General features: G+C 48.1%; 21 protein-coding genes. 8 read left to right on the top strand and 13 right to left on the bottom strand.

Features of this window, described 5'->3' with window-relative positions; translation table 11 throughout:
- The coding region (locus tag AACP44_RS04965; protein ID WP_339339373.1) for a DUF1820 family protein at window positions 1-344 on the bottom strand (344 nt) is incomplete at its 3' end.
- 166 nt (window positions 345-510) lie between these two features.
- Between AACP44_RS04965 and miaB the strand changes: the two genes are divergently transcribed.
- From miaB to holA, 8 genes are all read left to right on the top strand, one after another.
- Entirely contained in the window at window positions 511-1,902 is a 1,392-nt protein-coding gene (miaB, locus tag AACP44_RS04960) for a tRNA (N6-isopentenyl adenosine(37)-C2)-methylthiotransferase MiaB (protein WP_339339372.1), read from the top strand.
- Between the two features lie 154 nt (window positions 1,903-2,056).
- On the top strand, window positions 2,057-3,100 hold the full coding sequence (locus AACP44_RS04955; protein ID WP_339339371.1) for a PhoH family protein: 1,044 nt from the start codon (window positions 2,057-2,059) through the stop codon (window positions 3,098-3,100).
- Window positions 3,097-3,588 carry an rRNA maturation RNase YbeY gene (gene ybeY / locus AACP44_RS04950; protein ID WP_339339370.1) on the top strand — a complete coding sequence of 164 codons (492 nt, stop codon included), beginning with the start codon at window positions 3,097-3,099 and terminating at the stop codon, window positions 3,586-3,588. Before AACP44_RS04955 ends, ybeY begins: the two co-directional genes overlap by 4 nt.
- 27 nt (window positions 3,589-3,615) lie before the next feature.
- Window positions 3,616-4,461: a transporter associated domain-containing protein gene (locus AACP44_RS04945; RefSeq protein WP_339339369.1), complete on the top strand. Its 846-nt coding sequence runs from the start codon at window positions 3,616-3,618 to the stop codon at window positions 4,459-4,461.
- Window positions 4,462-4,483: 22 nt separating this feature from the next.
- A complete protein-coding gene (gene lnt, locus AACP44_RS04940) occupies window positions 4,484-6,001 on the top strand; it encodes an apolipoprotein N-acyltransferase (protein ID WP_339339368.1) in 1,518 nt (505 codons plus the stop codon).
- A gap of 181 nt (window positions 6,002-6,182) precedes the next feature.
- Window positions 6,183-8,660, top strand: a complete 2,478-nt coding sequence (gene leuS / locus AACP44_RS04935) for a leucine--tRNA ligase (protein WP_339339367.1) — start codon at window positions 6,183-6,185, stop codon at window positions 8,658-8,660.
- Between the two features lie 15 nt (window positions 8,661-8,675).
- Window positions 8,676-9,200, top strand: coding sequence for an LPS assembly lipoprotein LptE (gene lptE, locus AACP44_RS04930; RefSeq protein WP_339339366.1), 525 nt, complete (start codon window positions 8,676-8,678; stop codon window positions 9,198-9,200).
- Between the two features lie 12 nt (window positions 9,201-9,212).
- Window positions 9,213-10,232 carry a DNA polymerase III subunit delta gene (holA, locus tag AACP44_RS04925; protein WP_339339365.1) on the top strand — a complete coding sequence of 340 codons (1,020 nt, stop codon included), beginning with the start codon at window positions 9,213-9,215 and terminating at the stop codon, window positions 10,230-10,232.
- Window positions 10,233-10,289: 57 nt separating this feature from the next.
- Here the strand turns inward: holA and lipA are convergent, their stop codons facing one another.
- From lipA to AACP44_RS04865, 12 genes are all read right to left on the bottom strand, one after another.
- Entirely contained in the window at window positions 10,290-11,276 is a 987-nt protein-coding gene (gene lipA, locus AACP44_RS04920) for a lipoyl synthase (protein ID WP_339339364.1), read from the bottom strand.
- A gap of 20 nt (window positions 11,277-11,296) precedes the next feature.
- Window positions 11,297-11,953, bottom strand: a complete 657-nt coding sequence (gene lipB, locus AACP44_RS04915) for a lipoyl(octanoyl) transferase LipB (RefSeq protein WP_339339363.1) — start codon at window positions 11,951-11,953, stop codon at window positions 11,297-11,299.
- Window position 11,954: 1 nt separating this feature from the next.
- Complete coding sequence (locus AACP44_RS04910) at window positions 11,955-12,224, bottom strand: DUF493 domain-containing protein (RefSeq protein ID WP_339339362.1); 270 nt, start codon at window positions 12,222-12,224, stop codon at window positions 11,955-11,957.
- A 24-nt stretch (window positions 12,225-12,248) separates the two neighbouring features.
- Complete coding sequence (locus AACP44_RS04905; RefSeq protein ID WP_339339361.1) at window positions 12,249-13,409, bottom strand: D-alanyl-D-alanine carboxypeptidase family protein; 1,161 nt, start codon at window positions 13,407-13,409, stop codon at window positions 12,249-12,251.
- A 108-nt stretch (window positions 13,410-13,517) separates the two neighbouring features.
- A complete protein-coding gene (locus tag AACP44_RS04900) occupies window positions 13,518-14,294 on the bottom strand; it encodes a septal ring lytic transglycosylase RlpA family protein (RefSeq protein ID WP_339339360.1) in 777 nt (258 codons plus the stop codon).
- Between the two features lie 51 nt (window positions 14,295-14,345).
- The gene (gene mltB / locus AACP44_RS04895; protein ID WP_339339374.1) at window positions 14,346-15,299 is read right to left on the bottom strand and encodes a lytic murein transglycosylase B; all 954 of its coding nucleotides are present in this window, start codon (window positions 15,297-15,299) and stop codon (window positions 14,346-14,348) included.
- Window positions 15,300-15,486: 187 nt separating this feature from the next.
- Window positions 15,487-16,629 carry a rod shape-determining protein RodA gene (gene rodA, locus AACP44_RS04890; protein ID WP_339339359.1) on the bottom strand — a complete coding sequence of 381 codons (1,143 nt, stop codon included), beginning with the start codon at window positions 16,627-16,629 and terminating at the stop codon, window positions 15,487-15,489.
- Window positions 16,626-18,527 (bottom strand): penicillin-binding protein 2, encoded by a 1,902-nt coding sequence (mrdA, locus tag AACP44_RS04885; RefSeq protein ID WP_339339358.1) that lies wholly within the window; start codon window positions 18,525-18,527, stop codon window positions 16,626-16,628. The genes rodA and mrdA overlap by 4 nt, the downstream gene beginning before the upstream one ends.
- A gap of 40 nt (window positions 18,528-18,567) precedes the next feature.
- Complete coding sequence (gene rlmH / locus AACP44_RS04880) at window positions 18,568-19,035, bottom strand: 23S rRNA (pseudouridine(1915)-N(3))-methyltransferase RlmH (RefSeq protein ID WP_339339357.1); 468 nt, start codon at window positions 19,033-19,035, stop codon at window positions 18,568-18,570.
- An 18-nt stretch (window positions 19,036-19,053) separates the two neighbouring features.
- Complete coding sequence (gene rsfS / locus AACP44_RS04875; RefSeq protein ID WP_339339356.1) at window positions 19,054-19,416, bottom strand: ribosome silencing factor; 363 nt, start codon at window positions 19,414-19,416, stop codon at window positions 19,054-19,056.
- A gap of 32 nt (window positions 19,417-19,448) precedes the next feature.
- Window positions 19,449-20,099, bottom strand: coding sequence for a nicotinate-nucleotide adenylyltransferase (nadD, locus tag AACP44_RS04870; protein WP_339339355.1), 651 nt, complete (start codon window positions 20,097-20,099; stop codon window positions 19,449-19,451).
- A gap of 12 nt (window positions 20,100-20,111) precedes the next feature.
- Window positions 20,112-21,368, bottom strand: coding sequence for a glutamate-5-semialdehyde dehydrogenase (locus tag AACP44_RS04865; protein WP_339339354.1), 1,257 nt, complete (start codon window positions 21,366-21,368; stop codon window positions 20,112-20,114).
- Window positions 21,369-21,448 lie beyond the last annotated feature (80 nt).

The following is a 21,448-nucleotide window of genomic DNA, read 5'->3' as shown; positions in this document are numbered from 1 at the left end:
TCGACATCACCCGACAAAGGCCGAGCATTGGCGGGCATCGGGAATGCCGTCACATTGCTGCCACCACTGGGGGCATCCAGCACTTTACCCACCCCCTCTTTCTCCACCTCATCAATTCGCACAATAGCGTGCATAGGTATATACGAGCGATTAACGCCGGCAAATTCGGTTTTCAGCTTCTCTTCACCCGGATCAACAATCATCTGACTGCGCTCATCAAAGATATACTCTTCAACTTCAACAAAGCCATATAACTCACTCTGGTAAATGGCTTTGGCATAAACCTCATAAACCTTGTTTTGATTCAGAAAAATAACTTTATAAATCGGCGTGCTTTCTAACATAGATGCTTATATCACCTTTAAACAAATCGAGATAAAACGGCCTGCTGAGCCAATCTAGCCAATATTAACATAATTAACATAGTGCCAGCATAGTGTGGTCAAGAAATACTCTGTTCCTGTATAATCACCCGCCCTAATTTGCAGTGTGTTTGAAGGCCCCCGATTGATGAACGACGTTATCGCCAGCGATAAACCAGCCAGCCCCTCCTCCGGTTCCAGCGATAGCGACCTGCCGGTGAAAAAGCTGTTTATCAAAACCCACGGCTGCCAGATGAATGAGTACGATTCCGACCGCCTGCAAGATTTGCTGGGAGTTAGCCATCAGCTGGAAACCACCGACAACCCTGAAGAGGCTGACGTCATTATGCTGAACACCTGCTCTATTCGCGAGAAAGCGCAGGAAAAGGTGTTTCATCAATTGGGCCGCTGGAAAAATTTGAAAGAGCAAAACCCTGATCTGGTGATTGGCGTGGGTGGCTGTGTTGCCAGCCAAGAAGGTGATGCCATTGCCAAACGCGCGCCCTTCGTCGACGTTATCTTTGGCCCGCAGACCCTTCATCGGGTGCCGGACATGATCGATGCCGCCAAACCCGATGGCCCGGTTCTGGTTGATGTTACCTTTCCAGAAATTGAAAAATTTGATGTCCTGCCAGAACCTAAGGTCGATGGCCCCAGTGCCTTTGTCTCGATTATGGAAGGCTGCTCTAAATACTGCACCTTCTGCGTGGTGCCCTATACCCGTGGTGAAGAAGTTAGCCGCCCCTTTGATGATGTCATTGCTGAAATAGCTCATCTATCCAGCGAAGGGGTAAAAGAAGTTAATTTACTGGGTCAAAACGTCAACGCCTACCGCGGTGAAAACCATGAGGGTGAAATCGTCGACTTTGCCGAGCTACTTTATTTTGTTGCCGCCGTACCCGGCATTGAGCGTATCCGTTATACCACCTCTCATCCAGTTGAATTTAGTGATGCATTAATTGCAGCCTATAACGATATTCCAGAGCTGGTTAACCATTTACATCTGCCGGTGCAAAGCGGTTCCGACCGTATTCTGGCCGCCATGAAGCGCGGCCATACCCGCGATGAATATATCGCCAAGATGAAACGGCTGCAGGCCATTCGCCCCAATATCAGTTTCTCTTCCGACTTTATTATTGGCTTTCCCGGTGAAACCGATGAGGACTTTAACGACACGATGGATCTGATCGAAGAAATCGGCTTTGATTTATCCTTTAGCTTTATCTACAGCGCTCGCCCCGGTACGCCGGCGGCCGAACTCAGTGATAACACCCCAGAAACGGTGAAAAAGCAGCGTCTGCAACAGCTACAACAGCGCATTAACTCTCATGCCCAGCAGATCAGCCGTCAAATGGTGGGCAATCGGGAAAAAATTCTGGTTACCGGTGTCTCCAAAAAAGACCCCGGCCAACTACAAGGGCGCACCGAAAACAATCGGGTAGTGAATTTTCCTACTAATAATCAATCACTTATCGGAGAATTTGTGGAAGTCTCCATTACCGAAGCGCTACCTAACTCATTGCGAGGAGAGCTAATCTAGGCATCGTTATCACCACTGGCAACTGCCTATATGCCGAAACGGCCAACTATTAGCTACCCTGATAATACACCCAGAATAGCTATTGACTCATACCCCTGTTCATCCCTATGCTTAGTTCACTTTTGGTGCCGCGCAGCGGCTTATAAAAAACACATTGAATAAACCAGTGACACCCAAACAGGTTCTAAGCCTAGAACCCAATCAATCCCAAGCCCTAGCCAGCCTCTGTGGTCAATTTGACGAGCACCTGCGTCAGATAGAACAGCGCCTGTCCGTTGAGATTCGCAACCGCGGCAACCGTTTTGAAATTAGTGGCGCCAATGCCAGCGCCGCCAGCGCGGTATTAAAAAATCTCTATCAAGAAGCGATTGACGGCGTGACGCTCAGTGCAGAAACCATTCACCTCAGTCTACAGCAGGCCGGCGTGGAAGCTCTAGGCTTAGAAGCTCTAAATGAAGCCAGCGATCATAGCGTTGAAGCTATCACCCTGATCCATACCAAAAAAGCGACCATCAAACCGCGAGGATCAAACCAGCAGGGTTATGTGCGCTCGGTACTGAACAACGACATTAATTTTGGTATTGGCCCCGCCGGTACCGGTAAAACCTATTTGGCCGTAGCCTGTGCCGTTCAAGCCTTAATCAATGAACAGGTGCAGCGTATTTTATTAGTCCGCCCTGCGGTAGAAGCGGGCGAAAAACTGGGCTTTTTACCCGGTGATCTGGCTCAAAAAATTGATCCTTATTTGCGCCCGCTCTACGATGCGCTTTATGAAATGATGGGTGTAGAAACTGTCACCAAAATGATTGAACGCAATATTATCGAGATTGCGCCATTAGCCTATATGCGTGGTCGCACTCTCAATGATTCTTTTATCATTCTCGATGAAAGCCAAAACACCACCAAGGAACAAATGAAAATGTTCCTCACCCGCATCGGCTTTGGCTCCACCGCCGTTATTACCGGTGACGCCACTCAAATCGATTTACCCCGCGGCACCCAGTCGGGCCTGACTCATGTGATTAATATTCTGGATGGCGTAGACGGAATTAGCTTTACCTATTTTCAATCCAAAGATGTGGTGCGCCACCCACTGGTACAAAAAATTGTCGATGCCTATGATCGCCTTGAAAATAGCACCCAGCCGATAGAAGCCAAAACCACACCGGCCAGCGGTGGTGAGCAAAAATCATCATGAATGTCAGCGTGGATTTACAAATCGCCACTGAAGAGGAGGACCAACCTCCCCCGGCAAAGCTACAACAGTGGGTGGCCTCGGCACTGGCATATGCGCAACCGGCCAACTCAGAATCGACTGCAGTAACACCTGAGCTCACCATCCGAATAGTCGACGAAGCCGAAATCACAGCGCTCAATCGCAACTACCGCAATAAAGACCAAGCCACCAACGTTTTATCCTTTCCCGCAGACCTGCCTGATCATATCGACTTGCCGCTATTGGGCGATTTGGTGATTTGCCCTGCGGTGGTTAAACGTGAAGCCGAACAACAGCACAAAGCCATTCAGGATCACTGGGCTCATATGGTGATCCACGGCACGCTGCATCTTCTGGGTTATGACCACAACGAAGATGATGAAGCTGAAATCATGGAAAGCTTGGAAATTGACACGCTGGCAACATTACATATTGCCAATCCCTATAAACTATCAACAAAAAACGCCTGAACCTCTAGGAGGGTTGCACCCAAAACCATGAACGAAGACCGAACTCCCGAGCCAGAAGAAAGATCCTGGCTCGAAAAAATTGCCCACGTTTTTTCATCCGAACCAAAATCGCGCGATGACTTATTAGCTATTTTAAAAGTGGCACAACACAACGAAGTGATTGATAACGACGCGCTAAGTATTATTGATGGCGCGATGCAAGTCACCGAAATGCAGGTGCGTGAAATCATGATCCCGCGCACGCAAATGACAGTATTCAAAGCAGAACAACCATTAAACGAAATACTGCCGCAAATTATCAAAACCGCCCACTCCCGCTATCCGGTTATTGGTGAGAACACCGATGAAGTGCTCGGCATCTTACTGGCGAAAGATTTATTACCGCTAATGTTAAAACAAGACACTGAGCCCTTCGATATCACTGCTCTATTGCGCCCGGCTACTGTTGTTCCGGAAAGCAAACGTCTCAATGTATTACTGCGTGAGTTTCGCGAAAACCGTAACCATATGGCGATTGTTATTGACGAATATGGCGGTGTTGCCGGTCTGGTCACAATTGAAGATGTGTTAGAAGAAATCGTCGGTGAAATTGAAGATGAACATGATGTAGAACCCGACAGCTATATCAAAAAACTCGCCGACAATGATTATATTATCAAAGCACTCACCCCTATCGATGATTTTAACCAAGCCTTTAAAGCCGAATTTAGTGACGAAGAATTCGATACCATTGGTGGCATTATCCTCAAGCAGTTTGGCCATTTACCACGCCGCAATGAAGTCGCCACCGTCGATGGTTACGAATTTAAAGTCCTTAACGCCGATAGTCGTCAGGTGCATTTACTGCGTATGTCTGAAATCGTCACCGGCTAAGATGAACAAGGGTTGAAGCTCTGTGAAATTGGTTAAACAAGGCTGGAGCGGTCATCTGTTGGCGATGCTGGCCGGCGCCCTGATCAGCCTGTCACTGGCACCCTTCAATCTCTGGCCACTGGGCATTGCCAGTACCGCCATACTGGTTTGGTTATTAACCGACCTTAGCGCCACACAAGCTGCCAAACGCGGCTGGTTTTATGGTTTTGGTTTATTTGGTGCCGGCGCCTCTTGGGTTTATGTCAGCATTCATATTTACGGCTACGCCCCCGCGCCACTCGCTGCCCTGCTCACATTAATCTTTTGTGCCGGCCTAGCTATTTTTAGCGCCGTGACTTTTTATGGCTATGCCCGCTGGGTGCGCGATCAGGCCAGTGGCCAATGGTTAGGCTTTGCCGCTGTGTTTGCGCTGGGCGAGTGGTGGCGCAGTTGGTTTTTAACCGGTTTTCCGTGGCTTTATCTTGGTTACGGACATATTGATACACCACTGGCAGGCTGGGCGCCGGTCGGTGGTATTTATACTCTGGGATTTATTGTCGCTCTTACCGGTGCAATTATTAGCGACAGTCTGCAACACAAAACACTGATGCCACGCAAAATTCTGATGGTCGCTGCAGTATGGTTGGGTGGCCTTTTGCTGAACACCATTAACTGGACCAGCCCAAGCGACCAACCCGCAGTGAACGTTGCCATGGTGCAAGCCAATATTGCGCAGCAGATTAAATGGCGCCGAGATCATTACACGGCCACCTTAAAACTTTATAACGATATCAGCAGCCCACTCTGGGCAGAAAATGATATCGTGATCTGGCCCGAAGCTGCGATCCCCGGTTACTACCAACAGGCCAAACCTTTTCTCTCCCTAATGGCCGACAAAGCCAAGCAGCATAACAGCAGCTTAATTACCGGCATTCCTTTTTTCGAACAAGACGATGCCGGCAATCAAGATCGCTATAACAGCATGATGGCTTTCGGTGCAGGCGATGGCCTTTACCATAAACAGCGCTTGGTGCCTTTTGGTGAATATGTGCCACTGGAAAATATATTACGTGGCTTGATTGAGTTTTTTGATATGCCGATGTCAAATTTTTCTGCTGGCATAAAAGGGCAAACCGGCATTAGTGCCGGTGATATTACCCTAGCCCCTTTTATCTGCTACGAAATTGTTTACCCCGAATTAGTTAGCCAGTGGTTACCAGAAGCCGATTTGTTAATTACTATCAGTAATGATGCTTGGTTTGGCCGATCGATTGGGCCGCTACAACATTTAGAGATGGCGCAAATGCGTGCACTGGAAAGTGGTCGTTTCTTATTGCGCTCAACCGGTAGCGGTGTCAGCGCCATTATTGATCAGCGCGGCAAGATTATCGTCCGTGGTGAGCAATTTACTCAAGAAGTGATCAAAGGTGAGGCTTTAATTTTACAGGGGGCTACACCATTTTCCTTAACGGGTAGTTGGCCAGTGCTGGGGCTATGTCTGGTGATTGTATTAGCGCCGACAATTTCGCGGGCTATAACCGCAGCAAAAACGACCAGCTAGATCACCGCAATCAGCCTTCAAGCCATTCGCTTGGGGAGTGGGAATCATATAATCGGTACCCGTTTAACGCCAATTGCTGTTAAAATGCACGGCTGGTTTTGCCTATTAAAGAAAGCAACTAGCGCCGGCGACCTACCAAACATCGGTATCAACTCTCATAACCAAAAAACTGAAGCTAATAATGCAAGAGCAATATAACCCTAAAGAGATCGAACAACAGGCACAGCAATATTGGACCGACAATGATAGCTTTGTCGCCACTGTAGATACCGAAAAAGACAAGTATTACTGCCTGGCCATGTTCCCCTACCCCAGTGGCAAATTGCATATGGGCCATGTGCGCAATTACACCATTGCCGATGTTATCTCCCGCTACCAACGTATGTTAGGCAAAAACGTGCTGCAGCCTATGGGCTGGGATGCGTTTGGTCTACCGGCAGAAAATGCTGCGGTTAAAAACAACACCGCACCCGCCAAGTGGACCGACAGCAATATCGACTATATGCGCGATCAGCTTAAACAGCTGGGTTTTGCCTATGACTGGTCCAAGGAGCTGGCCACCTGCAAACCCGATTATTACCGTTGGGAGCAGTGGTTTTTTACCCGCCTTTATGAAAAAGGTCTGGTCTACAAAAAAACCGCCGCCGTTAACTGGTGTCCGCATGATGAAACTGTATTGGCTAACGAGCAAGTTATCGATGGCGGCTGCTGGCGCTGTGCTACCAAGGTGGTACGCAAAGAAATTCCCCAGTGGTTTATCAAAATTACCGAGTATGCCGATCAACTGCTAGATGATCTCGACCAGTTAGACGGCTGGCCCGAGCAGGTTAAAACCATGCAGCGCAACTGGATTGGCCGTAGCCAAGGTGTTGATATGCGCTTTGACCTCAGCGAAGCTGTGGCCGGTATCGATAGTTTTGAGGTCTATACCACCCGTCCCGATACGTTAATGGGCGCCACCTACGTTAGCTTGGCAGCTGAACACCCGATCAGCTTGGCGCTGGCGGAAAACAATGTTGAGTTAAATCGCTTTATTGCCGAATGTAAAACCAGCTCGGTAGCCGAAGCCGATATGGCGACCATGGAGAAAAAAGGTGTCTTTGCCGGCATTAACGCTATCCATCCGATTACCGGTCAAACTATTCCAGTCTGGGTCGCTAACTATGTATTAATGGACTATGGCTCCGGTGCGGTAATGGCCGTGCCCTCACACGACGAACGTGACTTTGCTTTTGCCAATAAATATCAACTGCCGGTGGTACAGGTCATTGCCAGCAATAACGATAGCGATAATGCTTTCGATAGTAGCCACTGGCAGGACTGGTATGCCCGTAAAGAAAATACCACCACCATTAACTCCGGTGAATTTGATGGTCTGGGTTTTGAAGCTGCCTTTGATGCCATCGCCAGCAAATTAGAAGCTTCAGGCAAAGGTCGCAAAACCACCCATTACCGGCTGCGTGATTGGGGTGTTTCCCGTCAGCGTTACTGGGGCGCACCTATTCCGATTTTCAATCTGCCTGACGGTGGCGAAATTGCAGTACCTGCCGACCGCCTGCCGATGCTATTACCCGAAGATGTTGAGATGGACGGTGTAACATCACCGATTAAAAGCGACCCCGAATGGCGCAAAGATGAACTTAATGGCCAAGCAGTAGCCAGAGAAACCGATACCTTCGATACCTTTATGGAATCCTCTTGGTACTATGCACGCTTTACCAGCGCCAATTATGAGCAGGGAATGCTAGACAGCGATGCCGCCAACTACTGGCTGCCGGTGGATCAATATGTCGGTGGTATTGAACATGCAATTCTGCATCTGCTGTATGCCCGCTTCTTCCACAAGTTGATGCGCGATGAAGGTTTGATTAACTGTGACGAACCGTTTGACCAACTACTTTGTCAGGGCATGGTGTTAAAAGACGGCACTAAAATGTCCAAGTCCAAAGGCAACACCGTTGATCCACAGCAAATGATTAACCAGTACGGTGCCGATACCGTGCGCTTGTTTATTATGTTTGCCGCACCCCCAGAACAATCACTGGAGTGGTCTGACTCTGCTGTTGGTGGCGCCCATAAATTTTTAAATCGTTTATGGTCTCGCATCCATAATCATGTACAACATAGCAACGTACCTGCGCTAGATAAAAGCCAGCTAAATAAAGAACAGCAAAACCTGCGCCGCAAATTGCATGAAACCATTGGCAAAATCAGCGATGACTACGGTCGCCGCTTAACCTTTAATACCGCCATTGCAGCGATTATGGAATTGACTAACGATATTTCTAAGCTGCCGGATAATAACCCGCAAAGTCTGGCAGTTGAGCGTGAAGCGCTGCAAGCCATTGTGGTTATGCTTTCACCTATTGCGCCACACTTCTGTCATACGCTTTGGCAGGCACTGGGCAATAAAGGCGCTGTTATTGATGCAAGCTGGCCGGCTGTTGATAAAACCGCTCTGGTACGTGACTCGATAGAATTAGTGATTCAGGTCAATGGCAAGGTGCGCGGAAAAATTGAAGTGGCTGCCGATGCTTCCCAAGAGTCTATTTTGGAACTGGCCTTTGCCGATGCCAATGTGCAAAAATTTATTGCGGGTAAAGAAATCAAAATGCGCAAAGTCATTCCCGGAAAACTGGTAACCATTGCGGTTAAATAATCAGGATTTCATATGATGAGTAAAAAGCTTGTTTTTTCACTACTGCTAATTATCACCATAATGACGGCCGGCTGCGGTTTTCAATTGCGCGGCAAAGTAAACTTGCCCGAAGGCGTGGAACCGCTGTTTATTGGCGGTATTGCAGCTAGCAGTCAATTGGCGATTGAGTTGCGTAATTCGCTCGGCACCTATGGCATAGCGTTAACTGAAACCGCTAACGATGCTCAATACAAACTCAATATATTAAAACAGAAAAAAGACAAACGCAGCGCATCCTTGGGCCAAAATGCTAAAGTGGTTGAATATCAATTAATTGAAGAGCTTAGCTTTGAATTACGCAATACCAAAGGCGAACGTGTTTTGGGTCCCAAAACAATAACCGAACGAAAAATATTACCTAACGATCGCAATAAAGTAGTTAGCAGCAAAAATGAGGAAGACTTGCTACGCCGTGAAATGCTGCAAAATCTTGCCGCAAAAATAGCGCGACAATTACGCAACTTTGATTACAGCGCACAAACACAACCAGCAAGCGAATAAGCAGATTATTTTATGCGTCTTCGCCCCGACCAATTACAGCAGAATTTAAGCAAAGGCTTGCTGCCGGTTTATATTGTCAGTGGTGATGACACCTTACTGGTTCAGGAATGCTGCGACCCTATCAGGCTAAACTGCCGCAAGCAGGGTTTCAGCCGTGAAATTCTTCATGTAGATGCCAGTTTTGACTGGAATGAGTTATTAGCCTCCGCCTCGGCAATGTCGCTATTTTCAGAACGCAAGCTGATTGAATTGCGTATGCCTACTGGCAAGCCCGGCGATGCCGGCGGCAAAGCGTTAACCGAATACGCCGCCAATGCATCACCGGATAATGTACTACTCATCATTTGCAATAAACTGGAAAGCTCTACGACCCGCACCAAATGGTATAAAACGATTGAGGCGGCAGGTGCATCGATACAATGCTGGCCAATTGATGCCAGACAATTACCCCGCTGGATTAGCAACCGGCTCAATATGGTCGGTCTAAAAGCTGATAACGAGGCGATTCAAATGCTGGCCGAGCGCGTTGAAGGTAATCTGTTAGCGGCAGTCCAGGAAATTGAAAAACTGCGACTCTATACCAACGCCGATATCATTGATGCCGATACCGTTACCGCTGCCGTTGCCGATAATGCCCGCTACGATATCTTTGGTTTGGTTGATCGCACACTGCAAGGTGATAGCAAAGGCAGCCTGAAAATGTTGCAAGGTTTAAAAGCTGAAGGAACCGAGCCGCCGGTTTTATTATGGGCGCTGAGTCGTGAACTACGCACACTCTGTCAATGCGCCGAACAAGTTGAACAGGGCAATGGTATCGATCGGGTTTTACAAAATCAGCGAGTTTGGGATAAGCGTAAAGCCATCACCAAAAATGCCTTGCAACGACTGACGACCAAGCAATTACAGCAGTTGATTAAAACGGCCAATCATATTGACCAGTCGATTAAGGGCATGAGCCAAGATAATAGTTGGGATCTATTGGAACAACTGGTCGCAACAATGGCAGGCGCCAAACTAGCCATTAAGCATTAACAACCTGGCTCTGCTTAAAGGGATAGCTAATCTATCGATCAAAGGCGTTGGGCGCGGCTACTTCAACAAGCTGAGATCGACTTGTTTATCGGCATGATAGGACGATCGCACCAACGGGCCGCTGGCGACCGATTTAAAACCTAATTCTTTGGCAATCAGCCCAAACTGATCGAATTCTTCCGGCGTGACAAAACGCTCTACGGCAAGATGATCACGGCTAGGTTGCAAATACTGACCCAGAGTAATCATATCGATATTGTGCTCGCGCATATCGCGCATCACCTGAATTAATTCTTCTGCAGTTTCACCAAGCCCCAACATCAGACCGGATTTAGTCAATACGTCGGGACGGCGCTGTTTATATTTTTTTAACAGGTCGAGTGACCACTGGTAATCAGAACCGGGACGAATTTTTTTGTACAGGCTGGGCACCGATTCAAGGTTATGATTAAACACATCGGGCGCTTCGTCGGCCAGAATATCCAAGGCGATATCCATCCGCCCACGGAAATCAGGCACTAGTATTTCAACTTTAATATCCGGACTTAGTATGCGGGTTTCGCGAATGCAGTTGGCAAAATGCTCGGCACCACCGTCTTTTAAATCATCGCGATCAACCGAGGTAACCACAACATATTTCAATCCCATATCGGCAATAGCGATCGCCAATTCTCGCGGCTCGTTTTCATCCAAAGCATTGGGACGGCCATGGGCCACGTCACAAAAAGGACAGCGGCGAGTACAGATGTCGCCCATAATCATAAAGGTGGCCGTACCACCGCTAAAACACTCGCCAAGATTGGGGCATTGCGCCTCTTCACAAACTGAAGCCAGTTTATGTTTGCGCAGCGTGTTTTTAATCCGCGTCACCTCAGGGCTGACCGGCATTTTGACTCGAATCCAGTCCGGCTTTTTCGGCAACTCTACGGTGGGTATTACCTTGACTGGAATGCGCGCCACTTTATCTGCGCCGCGCAGCTTTTCACCCTGCACCACTTTCTTGGGGCGAGGTTTATCGGCAGCTGGCATTAAGGGATCACTCATTACAATATTGACTGGTTGGGTTAGCTGGGCAGTTGGCCATCACTGATAAGTTGGCGGTCATTATAACCTAGATCCACGGTTAATTGATCCATCAACTGCCCAGATAATTGCGCATAGCTTGGTGGCGTTTTCATTTCAAGATGCAGACTGGTCACTTCCATACCGGCATAGCCACAGGGATTAATACGCTGAAAGGGCTCTAAATCCATCTCCAGATTAAGGCTTAAACCATGAAAGCTACAGCCTTTTCGCACCCTTAAACCCAGCTGTGCAATTTTGGCACCACGCCCTGATTGCACATAGACACCGGGTGCATCAGCTCTAGGGGCTGCCTCAATGCCATACTGCGCCAATACCTTAACAATGGCTTGCTCAATGGTGGTAACCAGCTTTCTAACTCCGATATTTTTGCGCCGTAAGTCGATCAACAAATAGCCCACTAACTGGCCGGGGCCGTGATAAGTGACTTGGCCTCCACGGTCAACCTGGATTACAGGAATATTGCCGGGGGCCAGAATATGCTCAGCTTTACCGGCCTGCCCCTGAGTAAACACCGCTGGATGTTGCAACAACCAAATTTCATCAGCGGTGTTGTGATCGCGGTTATCGGTAAACTGCTGCATGGCCTGCCACACCGACTGGTAATCAGCCAAACCTAAATCGCGAACGATAATCATGTTACAAAACCATTTGCACGACACCGGTGGCTTTTAGATCTTCAAAAATAGCATCCAGCTGATCTTTGCCGGTGGCAGTTATGGTAACGGTGAGAGAAACAAAAGTGCCTTTGCCGCTGGCTCGCTGCTTAACTTGGGTATCGCTGATATCACCGGCATGTTGGCGCATCACTTGCAGCACAATGTCTTTAAAGTCTGCGGATTGGCGGCCCATAATTTTAATCGGGTATTCGCAGGGGAACTCTATTTTTGGTGGTTCTTGTTCGCTCATCATCGGTTTCGCAACGGTAAGCTTTTAAACGTTTAGTAACGAGGTGAAGAATAAAACAATCGCATCCCAAAGGCGTTTAAATAAACTGCCCTCTGCTACAGACTCCAAAGCCAATAAGGGTTCACGCAATAATTCTTCGCCGTCTAAACTGATCACTAACTCACCGTATTCTTTACCTTTGGTTACCGGTGCTTTAATCACCTCGGTCAGGTTTAGCACGGCCTCAATATCTTTATGTTTACCACGAGGGATAGTTAAATGGATATCGCGCTCTACACCGAGTTTTATCTGATCTGCTTCACCCGCCCATACTTTGCTTGCCGTTAACTCATCACCTGCTGAATATATCGGGTGAGTTTCAAAATAGCGAAAGCCATAGGCTAATAGTTTCTGCGATTCTTGTTCTCGTCCGGATTGGCTTTTTGCCCCCAACACTACAGAGATCAAACGCATACCATTTTTCTTGGCGGAAACCACCAGGCAATAACCCGCCTCTTTGGTATAACCAGTTTTTAAACCATCAATACTGCCGTCTTTCCACAGCAGACGGTTGCGATTGGTTTGACGAATATTGTTATAGGTAAAATCCGGCTCGCTATAAAGTGCGTACTCGGCAGGGTATTTTAAAATCGCCTTGGATAAGGTGGCCAAATCTCTAGCCGTCATATAATGCTCAGGATCAGGCAAGCCGTGGGAGTTAACAAAATGCGAATCTTTCATACCCAGCACTTGGGCATGTTGATTCATAACATCAGCAAAAGCACTTTCACTACCTGCCAAATGCTCAGCCACCGCGACACTGGAATCATTACCAGAAGAAATCACCACGCCTCTGTGCAGGTCTTCCAGTTTTACCTGTTTGCCCACTTCAATCCACATTAAGGATGATCCGGCAAACAGCGGATTTTGCGCCCAGGCATTGCGACTAATGGTCACCATATCATTATTAGCAACATTGCCTTGCTCTAACTCAAAGGACAACACATAGCTGGTCATGAGTTTGGTTAAACTGGCTGGCGGCAGTCGCTGATCGGCATTGGCTTCGGTAATCACTTTGCCGCTATCGGCATCAATCAGGATATAACTGCTGGCAGCTATCTGAGGTGGCGCTGGGATAATAGCCGGCGCTGCAACAGCCAGTGACATCGACAATAGAGAAAAAAGTACAATAAGATAATGACGCATAGCTAACCGGTTTTTTATCAATGAGAAAGTGCCGCAAATGGTAACGGATGTACCGCTGAAAACAAGTGCCTGATGGATCTGAGTCCGATAATCAGGTCGCCAAGCGGTTTATTGCGCGATAATTCGTGGCTCGGTGATATTAAATGCCAATAACTGCTCGGTAAGCTTTTTAACCAATGCCATAGAATGCAGCGGACCGATTTGTACCCGATAATAACCATCGGGCTCTGCGGTATCGATATTTACCGGCTGGCTGATAGCCAACATCAGCTTGGCACGCAACTGGGTGGCTGATGGCAAACTTCTAAATGCCCCCACTTGCAGCAGATAGCTCTGGTTACTTTCTGAATCAGCCACCGCCGCATGGTATTTTTTGGGATCGATAGCTTCAATCAACACCTTAGCCGTACCCTGCTCGGCAAAGCCTAACTTAACTGCCGCGGCATAGGTCAAATCGATAATTCGTTCGGCATGAAAGGGGCCGCGGTCATTAACACGTACAATGGCTGTACGAGCATTCGCCAAGTTGGTGACTTTGACATAGGCCGGAATCGGTAGTGTGCGGTGCGCTGCGGTCATACCATAGAGACTGTAGGGCTCACCATTGGCGGTAGGTCTACCCTGAAATTTGGTGCCGTACCATGAGGCCACCCCCTCTGCCTGATAACCTTTGCTAGTGGGCAATAGGTGATAGGTTTTGCCAAGAACGGTATAGGGGTTTTTATTGCCCGCTCGCGTGATGGGATCTTCTCTAGGCACCGCATCTTTAATGGTAGCGGGATCGATAACTTGATCGGGTGCACTGTCTTTGACAACAAAAGGACCACGGCTTGTGTTGCAAGCTACTAGTGTTAGTGACAGCAATATGACAAGAAGGTACTTCAAAATGTAGCTCGGCCTGGGTTAATCCTATGGGTTTTCATACATACAGAAACTTTATTTACCCACATCTTGCTTCAACTGTTGAGTCAATTGATAAACCGCCATAGCGTACAACTTGCTATGGTTATACCGAGTGATAACATAAAAGTTTTTCAGCCCCAGCCAATACTCAATACCCTGATCACCCTGCAGCCGCATAATAGTCGCCATTTGCTCAGGATCGATAGCCACTGAAGATTGATAGCCCTGAGCTTGTAACTCAGCCACGGTGTATTGGGGTTTTAACTTTTGATTGGCAATATCGGGGTTATGCTCAGCCGTTACCGTAGCGGTATAAGCCACTGGCTGATCAGGCTGCCAGCCGTGGACTTTAAAATAATTGGCCACACTGCCAATGGCGTCGACCGGATTATTAATAATATCGGCAATACCATCACCGTCAAAATCAATCGCATAGTGACGATAGCTGCTAGGGATAAACTGACCATAGCCCATGGCACCGGCATAGGAACCCTTAACGGCAGTAGGATCAAACTGCTGCTCTCTAACCAGCAGCAAATATTCTTCCAACTGTTTGCTAAAAAATTTACCTCTGGGCGGGTAATCAAAACCTAGCGTTGCCAAAGCATCCAATACTCTATAACTGCCGGCATTGCGACCATAGCGCGTCTCTATACCAATCACGGCGCTAATCATGGCTGCCGATACACCAAATTCTCGCTCGGCACGGGCCAGTGCCTTGGCGTAAGTTTTCATAAACTCTTTGCCCTGACGCGTGCGAGTTTTGGTGACAAAGATTTTACGGTACTGGCTCCAGGTTTTGGTCTTTTCTGCAGGGCGGGAAATAGCATCAAGGATAGCTTGTTTGCGAACAGCGCCATCAATCAGTGCTTGCACATAGGTTCGTTCAAATTTGTGCTCTGTCACCATCTTATCGACAAAAGCCTTGGCTTGCGGATGATCACTATAATCAGTCGCCGCGGCGATTGATGTAACCAGGCTGGACATCAGTGCGACAATAACTGTGGCCACATTAACTGTGAACAGGTTTTTACTGGCATATTTTTTCACAATAGCATCCATTATTATTCCGTGATTGTTTGCAGCTTAAGTCACCAAATTTAACTATCTGGTCAGTTTATCTCACTATCAATGAATTACCACCGTAGCCGTGTTTATTGACCAAAAAATGGGTTTATTGATCCATAACTCGTTTCTCGGTACTGATCGCCATCAGCAATCCAAAACCGGCCAATAGTGTTACTAGCGATGTGCCGCCCTGACTGACCAACGGCAAAGGCACGCCGACCACCGGCAGCAATCCGGACACCATGCCCATATTGACAAAAATATAAACAAAAAAGGTTAAAGTAATACTACCGGCCAGCAAACGACCAAAGCAATGCTGGGCATTGATAGCTATCCACAAACCACGGGCAATAATAGCCAGATAAATCACCAGCAGCGCAATAACGCCGCGCAGACCCCACTCTTCTGCCAGTACCGCAATAATAAAATCGGTATGACTTTCCGGCAAAAAATCCAACTGGGATTGGGTGCCGTTTAACCAGCCCTTGCCCTCCCAACCGCCGGAACCAATGGCGGTTTTTGATTGAATAATATTCCAACCCGCACCCAACTTATCACTTTCGGGATCAAGCAATGTCAGGATGCGAGTTTTTTGATAATCGCGTAACCCAAATTGCCACATGGGGTAAGCCGAAACGATGACCAAAGCTGCTGCACCGAGAATAAAACGCCATCCTATACCGGCCAAAAATAAGGCGAATAGGCCGGAGGCCGCAATCAGGATTGAGGTTCCCAAATCAGGTTGGTTGGCAATTAGCAACACCGGTATCGCAATCATCGCTAAGCTAGTAACAATATACTTAAACCGCGGTGGCAAGGCTCGGCCGGCAAAGTACCAAGCTACCGCCATAGGTACCACTAACTTCATTAGCTCCGAAGGCTGAAAACGAAAGCCACCTAAACTCAGCCAACGCTGCGCCCCTTTGGCACCAACGCCAATCAGTGGTACTGCGATCAATAACACTATCCCCACTAAATAGGCCAACGGTGCCAAGCGTTTAATCCGTTCAACATCCAGCTGTGCCACCACTAACAGGCCGATATAGGCGACGATTAAATAGCGCCCCTGACGAATGACCGTAGCCGTACTTTGCCCAGCGGCACTGTATAAAACCACCAAACCAAAGACCGTTAGCATTAGCAATAACATCAATAATAAGGGATCGATATGTAGCCGCTGCCAAAATCCAACAGGACGGGCAAGATCGAAAGAGCGACCGGGCATTTGCCGTACAAAATCCTGACTCATTGCACCGCCCCTTTTGCTAATGCCTGAGCCATTAAACCTGAGGAACTATCATCGTCCAACATACCTTGATCCAATAAATAAGCATCAAAGACTTTGCGTGCGATAGGAGACACCCAAGAACCATGCATACCATTTTCAACAATCACAGCGACTACAATTTTGGGATTTTCAATGGGCGCAAAAGCGACAAATAAACCGTGATCTCTTTTTCGCTTGGCCACTTGCTGCTCATCGTAAACTTCATCCTGAGCAATACTAACAATTTGTGCACTACCGGTTTTACCCGCTATACGGTATTTGGCGCCGGGGGCAATTCGTTTTGCTGTACCTTTGGCGCCGTGAACAACATTTTTCATCGCCACTGTCACCGCGTCCCAATGTTGATCATCGATAGTAATATCATCCAATACCGGCGCTGCAACGTCTTGCTCGCCCAGACGCTTTAATAACCGCGGCGTAAAATGTTTGCCTCGATTGGCCACAGCCACCATGGACGCCGCTAATTGTATTGGCGTTGCCAACATATATCCCTGCCCGATACCGACACCTAGCGTCTCACCGGGAAACCATGGCAGGCGTTTATACGTTTTTTTCCACTCCCTTGAAGGCAACAGGCCGCTTTGCTCGTTAGTATTATCGACACCGGTTTTACGACCAAAACCAAAAGGCACCATAAATTCATGAATGCGATCAATACCCATGTTATAGGCCAGATCATAAAAATAGGTATCACAGGATTCAACAATCGATTGTTCTAGGTCAACAAAAGCGCCGTGGCCACGCTTTTTCTTTTGCCAAGTCCAATCACGGTAGAGATGATCATTGTTAGGTAATTTATACCAACCGGGATCTGCCACTTTGCTTTGCGGTGTAATAACGCCATAGTGCAAACCGGCGAGGCCATAGAACGGCTTTACCGTTGATGCCGGCGGATACTGACCTTGCAGAGCGCGGTTAAATAACGGCAAATCCTGTGAATTGCGCAAACGACCATAGTCTTTGGTGCTAATACCACCGACAAATAAATTGGCATCAAAACTCGGGGTGCTAACCATCGCAATAACACCACCGGTTCTGGGATCAATCGCGACTACTGCACCCCGCTCATTCCCCAGGGCACGATGGGCAACTTTTTGCACATGGGCATCGAGATGAAGAGTAAGGTCAGCACCGGGCTCGGGATCAGTACGCTCTAAAACACGCAAGACACGACCGCGCGCATTGGTCTCAACATTTTGATAACCGACCCGACCATGCAAGATATCTTCGTAATATTTTTCTAAACCGATTTTGCCGATTTCATTGGTGCCGCTGTAGTTAACCTCATCAATTTCCAACTGCTCAGATTCACTGATGCGCCCAACATAACCGAGCACATGGGCAAATAATTCGCCCTGCGGATAATGACGGGCTAAGTGGGCATCGACATCGACACCTGATAAGCGGTAGCGATTAACCGAAATAATGGCAATTTCTTCTGGGGTGAGCTTTAGCTTTAACGGAACTGCGGCATAGGGTCTACTACGGCTGACCAGACGCCGATATTTTTTAATATGGTCATCATCAATAGCAATCAATTGCTGTAACAACGCGATGGTTTGATCTAAATCCTCAACCCGCTCTTTAATAATCGTCAGGCTATAACTGGCGCGATTTTCTGCCAACAAAATACCGTTACGGTCATAGATCAGGCCACGCTTGGGCGGCACTGGCTGTAATTGCACATAATTGCGGTCAGATTGTGTGCGGTAAGTTTCATAGGCGATAATTTGCAGGGAAAAATACCGCACCACTAATAGCGCAAGCAAAGCAACCACCACCAGCGCCGCAAAGACCATACGAGAACGGTAAATACGCTTCTCGGTATAGGGGTCTTTTAAGGTGACTTGTTCAGCCATAGAGTGGGTTAACGCCTTTTTGTTGTTCTAGCTATATCATCTAACGATGATAAGGATGATGACTATTGATCGTCCAAGCGCGATAAAGTTGCTCAGCCAGCACAATTCTTACTAACGGATGCGGTAAGGTTAGCGCCGATAAAGACCAGCGCTGATTAGCCCGCTGCAAACATTCATCCGCCAAACCGTCAGGACCACCGACTAACAGGCTGATATTGTCGCCCTGCAACTGCCACTGCTGTAACTCAAGCGCCAGTTTTTCTGTCGACCATGGCTTGCCTAACACATCCAGCGCAATCACCTGATCATACTGACCAATGGCGGCCATCATTTGTTGGCCTTCGGTATTGATAGCTCTTTGGATATCGGCACCTTTGCCGCGCTTGCCCAACGCAATCGGTTTGAATTCCAGCCTGAGCTCGGGTGGCAGGCGTTTGCTATATTCCTCAACCCCTTGCTCTACCCACGTCGGCATTTTGGTGCCCACAGCTATTATTCGTATACGCATATTATCTAGTGAGGGCGCTTAACCATTATCCAACTCTTCGGCCGAAGCATCTTCTGGTGAGGTTGACCACAGACGCTCAAGGTCATAAAAATCCCGTGTTTCTGGCAGCATCACATGCACTATCACTTCACCAAAGTCGACCAGCGCCCATTCCGCAGTTTGATCAACCCCTTCAATACTCATCGCCTGACAGCCGCGTTTTTTGAGCGTCAAGGCGACGTTATCTGCCAGTGACTTTACGTGGCGATTTGAGGTGCCGGTACACACCAACATATAATCGGTGATATCTGTCATAGCTCTTACATCTAAAGTAATAGCATCTCGCCCTTTTAGATCATCCAATGCTTCCAAAGCAATATCTTTTATTTCCTCAACATTCATACGCTGTGTTTGTTTCCTTTATTGTTGCATCGTCAGGCTTGGTAACCATATAACCGATGCGTTTGAATATAGTCTAGTACGGCCGTTGCCATACTGTCTTTCAGTTTGGCTGAATTTTGTTGCCCACTTAACGTGGCTCTAATATCGGTGGCTGATACTGGGTATGGTGTCAGACTTACAAAGACGATTGAACCCGCTGCTTGCTGGTGTAATACATCGGCGCGGTCGGCTTGGTATTGCATAATCAATTCAGCCACGGCACCGGCCTCAGGTAACTTTTCACCGGGACGTTTTATCACCACAAGGTGGCCAAGCGCTAAAAAATCCTGCCAGCGATGCCAGCGATCAAAGCCGGCAAAAGCATCCGTACCCATTACCCAACTAAGCGATACCTGCTGACCCAACTGACTACGCAGCGATGCCAGTGTATCAATACTGTAAGACAGTTGATTGCGACGCAGTTCACAATCATCGACCATCAGGCCCGTATTCGCTATCGCCAATTTCACCATTGCCAATCGCTGCTGTGAAGTACAACCGGGCGTTACCCGATGCGGCGGAAGATGGCAGGGAACTAGACGCAACTCATCCAGCGACAGCTGCTGTTTTAGCTCAATCGCCGATTGCACATGCCCTTGATGAATCGGGTCAAAGGTACCGCCAAATAATGCAATGGTTTTCATCGAGTGATGTTGTTAGTTACGGACATGACCGTCACCCAGTACCACATATTTCTGTGAGGTTAAGCCTTCCAAACCCACTGGCCCGCGAACATGAATTTTGTCAGTGGAAATACCAATCTCGGCACCCAGACCATATTCAAAGCCATCGGCAAACCGGGTCGATGCATTAATCATCACCGAGCTGGAATCAACTTCACGGAGAAAACGACGACCGCGGCCATAGTTTTCCGACACAATGGTATCCGTATGCTGGGAACCATAGTGATTAATATGCTCAATCGCCTGATCCAGACCCGACACCACTTTAATCGACAACACCGGTGCCAGATATTCTGTTTGCCAATCGTCTTCGGTGGCGGCAATCACATCAGGCAGAATGGCGCGGACACCGTCACAGCCAAGCAGTTTGACACCGGCTTGACTATAACCCTCAGCCAAACGGGGTAAAATCTCGGCGGCAACGCCCTCGGCAACCAATAAGGTTTCCATCGTATTGCAAGTACCGTAGCGATGGGTTTTGGCATTAATGGCAATCGCATACGCTTTATCGAGGTCTGCCTGATCGTCGATATAGACATGGCAGATACCATCCAAATGCTTAATTACGGTGACCGTGGCATCCTTGGCAATACGCTCAATCAAGCCTTTGCCGCCGCGCGGAACCACCACATCGACAAATTCGGACAAAGTAATCAACTCACCCACCGCAGCGCGATCGGTAGTTTCAATCACCTGCACCGCTTCAACCGGCAATGACACAGCTTGCAAACCCTGCTCGATACAGGCCGCAATCGCCTGATTGGAATAAATCGCTTCGGAACCACCGCGCAAAATCGCGGCATTGCCAGATTTTAGGCACAAGCTAGCCGCCTCAACCGTTACATTGGGTCGAGACTCATAAATAATACCGATCACACCTAAAGGCATACGCATAGAACCGACTTGAATGCCGCTGGGACGATAGCTTAAATCGGTAATCGCTCCCACTGGATCAGTCAGGCTAGCCACTTGGTGCAAACCCTCGATCATGGCATCGATACGGGCATCGGTCAGCTCGAGACGATCCAACAGCGCAGGATCAAGACCATTGGCTATGCCATTGTCCATATCCTGTTTATTGGCTGCTATTAATGCCGCCCGGGATGCCTCAATCGCCGCCGCCATTGCCAGCAGCGCTTGATTTTTAAGCTCGGTTTCCGCTGCTGCCATGGTTCTGGAAGCCTGTCTGGCCTTGCGCCCGACATCGACCATATATTGCTTTACATCCATCACTATCAAACCTGATTATTGATTAATAACAGCCATTATACCTGAAGGGGTGGCGAGCCATAACCCGTAATAACAGTGGT

It is taken from the genome of uncultured Oceanicoccus sp., assembly GCF_963968385.1.
Classification (GTDB): domain Bacteria; phylum Pseudomonadota; class Gammaproteobacteria; order Pseudomonadales; family Dasaniaceae; genus Oceanicoccus.
Note: the sequence above shows the minus strand (reverse complement) of the source record. Positions and strands in the feature narration are given on the sequence as shown.

Bases quoted from the DNA above. Each gene is read 5' to 3' on its own strand.
- miaB (WP_339339372.1), top strand. From the start codon at position 511: ATGAACGACGTTATCGCCAGCGATAAACCAGCCAGCCCCTCCTCCGGT.
- ybeY (WP_339339370.1), top strand. From the start codon at position 3,097: ATGAATGTCAGCGTGGATTTACAAATCGCCACTGAAGAGGAGGACCAA.
- AACP44_RS04945 (WP_339339369.1), top strand. From the start codon at position 3,616: ATGAACGAAGACCGAACTCCCGAGCCAGAAGAAAGATCCTGGCTCGAA.
- leuS (WP_339339367.1), top strand. From the start codon at position 6,183: ATGCAAGAGCAATATAACCCTAAAGAGATCGAACAACAGGCACAGCAA.
- lptE (WP_339339366.1), top strand. From the start codon at position 8,676: ATGAGTAAAAAGCTTGTTTTTTCACTACTGCTAATTATCACCATAATG.
- holA (WP_339339365.1), top strand. From the start codon at position 9,213: ATGCGTCTTCGCCCCGACCAATTACAGCAGAATTTAAGCAAAGGCTTG.
- lipA (WP_339339364.1), bottom strand. From the start codon at position 11,276: ATGAGTGATCCCTTAATGCCAGCTGCCGATAAACCTCGCCCCAAGAAA.
- lipB (WP_339339363.1), bottom strand. From the start codon at position 11,953: ATGATTATCGTTCGCGATTTAGGTTTGGCTGATTACCAGTCGGTGTGG.
- AACP44_RS04910 (WP_339339362.1), bottom strand. From the start codon at position 12,224: ATGAGCGAACAAGAACCACCAAAAATAGAGTTCCCCTGCGAATACCCG.
- AACP44_RS04905 (WP_339339361.1), bottom strand. From the start codon at position 13,409: ATGCGTCATTATCTTATTGTACTTTTTTCTCTATTGTCGATGTCACTG.
- mltB (WP_339339374.1), bottom strand. From the start codon at position 15,299: ATGTCCAGCCTGGTTACATCAATCGCCGCGGCGACTGATTATAGTGAT.
- rodA (WP_339339359.1), bottom strand. From the start codon at position 16,629: ATGAGTCAGGATTTTGTACGGCAAATGCCCGGTCGCTCTTTCGATCTT.
- mrdA (WP_339339358.1), bottom strand. From the start codon at position 18,527: ATGGCTGAACAAGTCACCTTAAAAGACCCCTATACCGAGAAGCGTATT.
- rlmH (WP_339339357.1), bottom strand. From the start codon at position 19,035: ATGCGTATACGAATAATAGCTGTGGGCACCAAAATGCCGACGTGGGTA.
- rsfS (WP_339339356.1), bottom strand. From the start codon at position 19,416: ATGAATGTTGAGGAAATAAAAGATATTGCTTTGGAAGCATTGGATGAT.
- nadD (WP_339339355.1), bottom strand. From the start codon at position 20,099: ATGAAAACCATTGCATTATTTGGCGGTACCTTTGACCCGATTCATCAA.
- AACP44_RS04865 (WP_339339354.1), bottom strand. From the start codon at position 21,368: ATGGATGTAAAGCAATATATGGTCGATGTCGGGCGCAAGGCCAGACAG.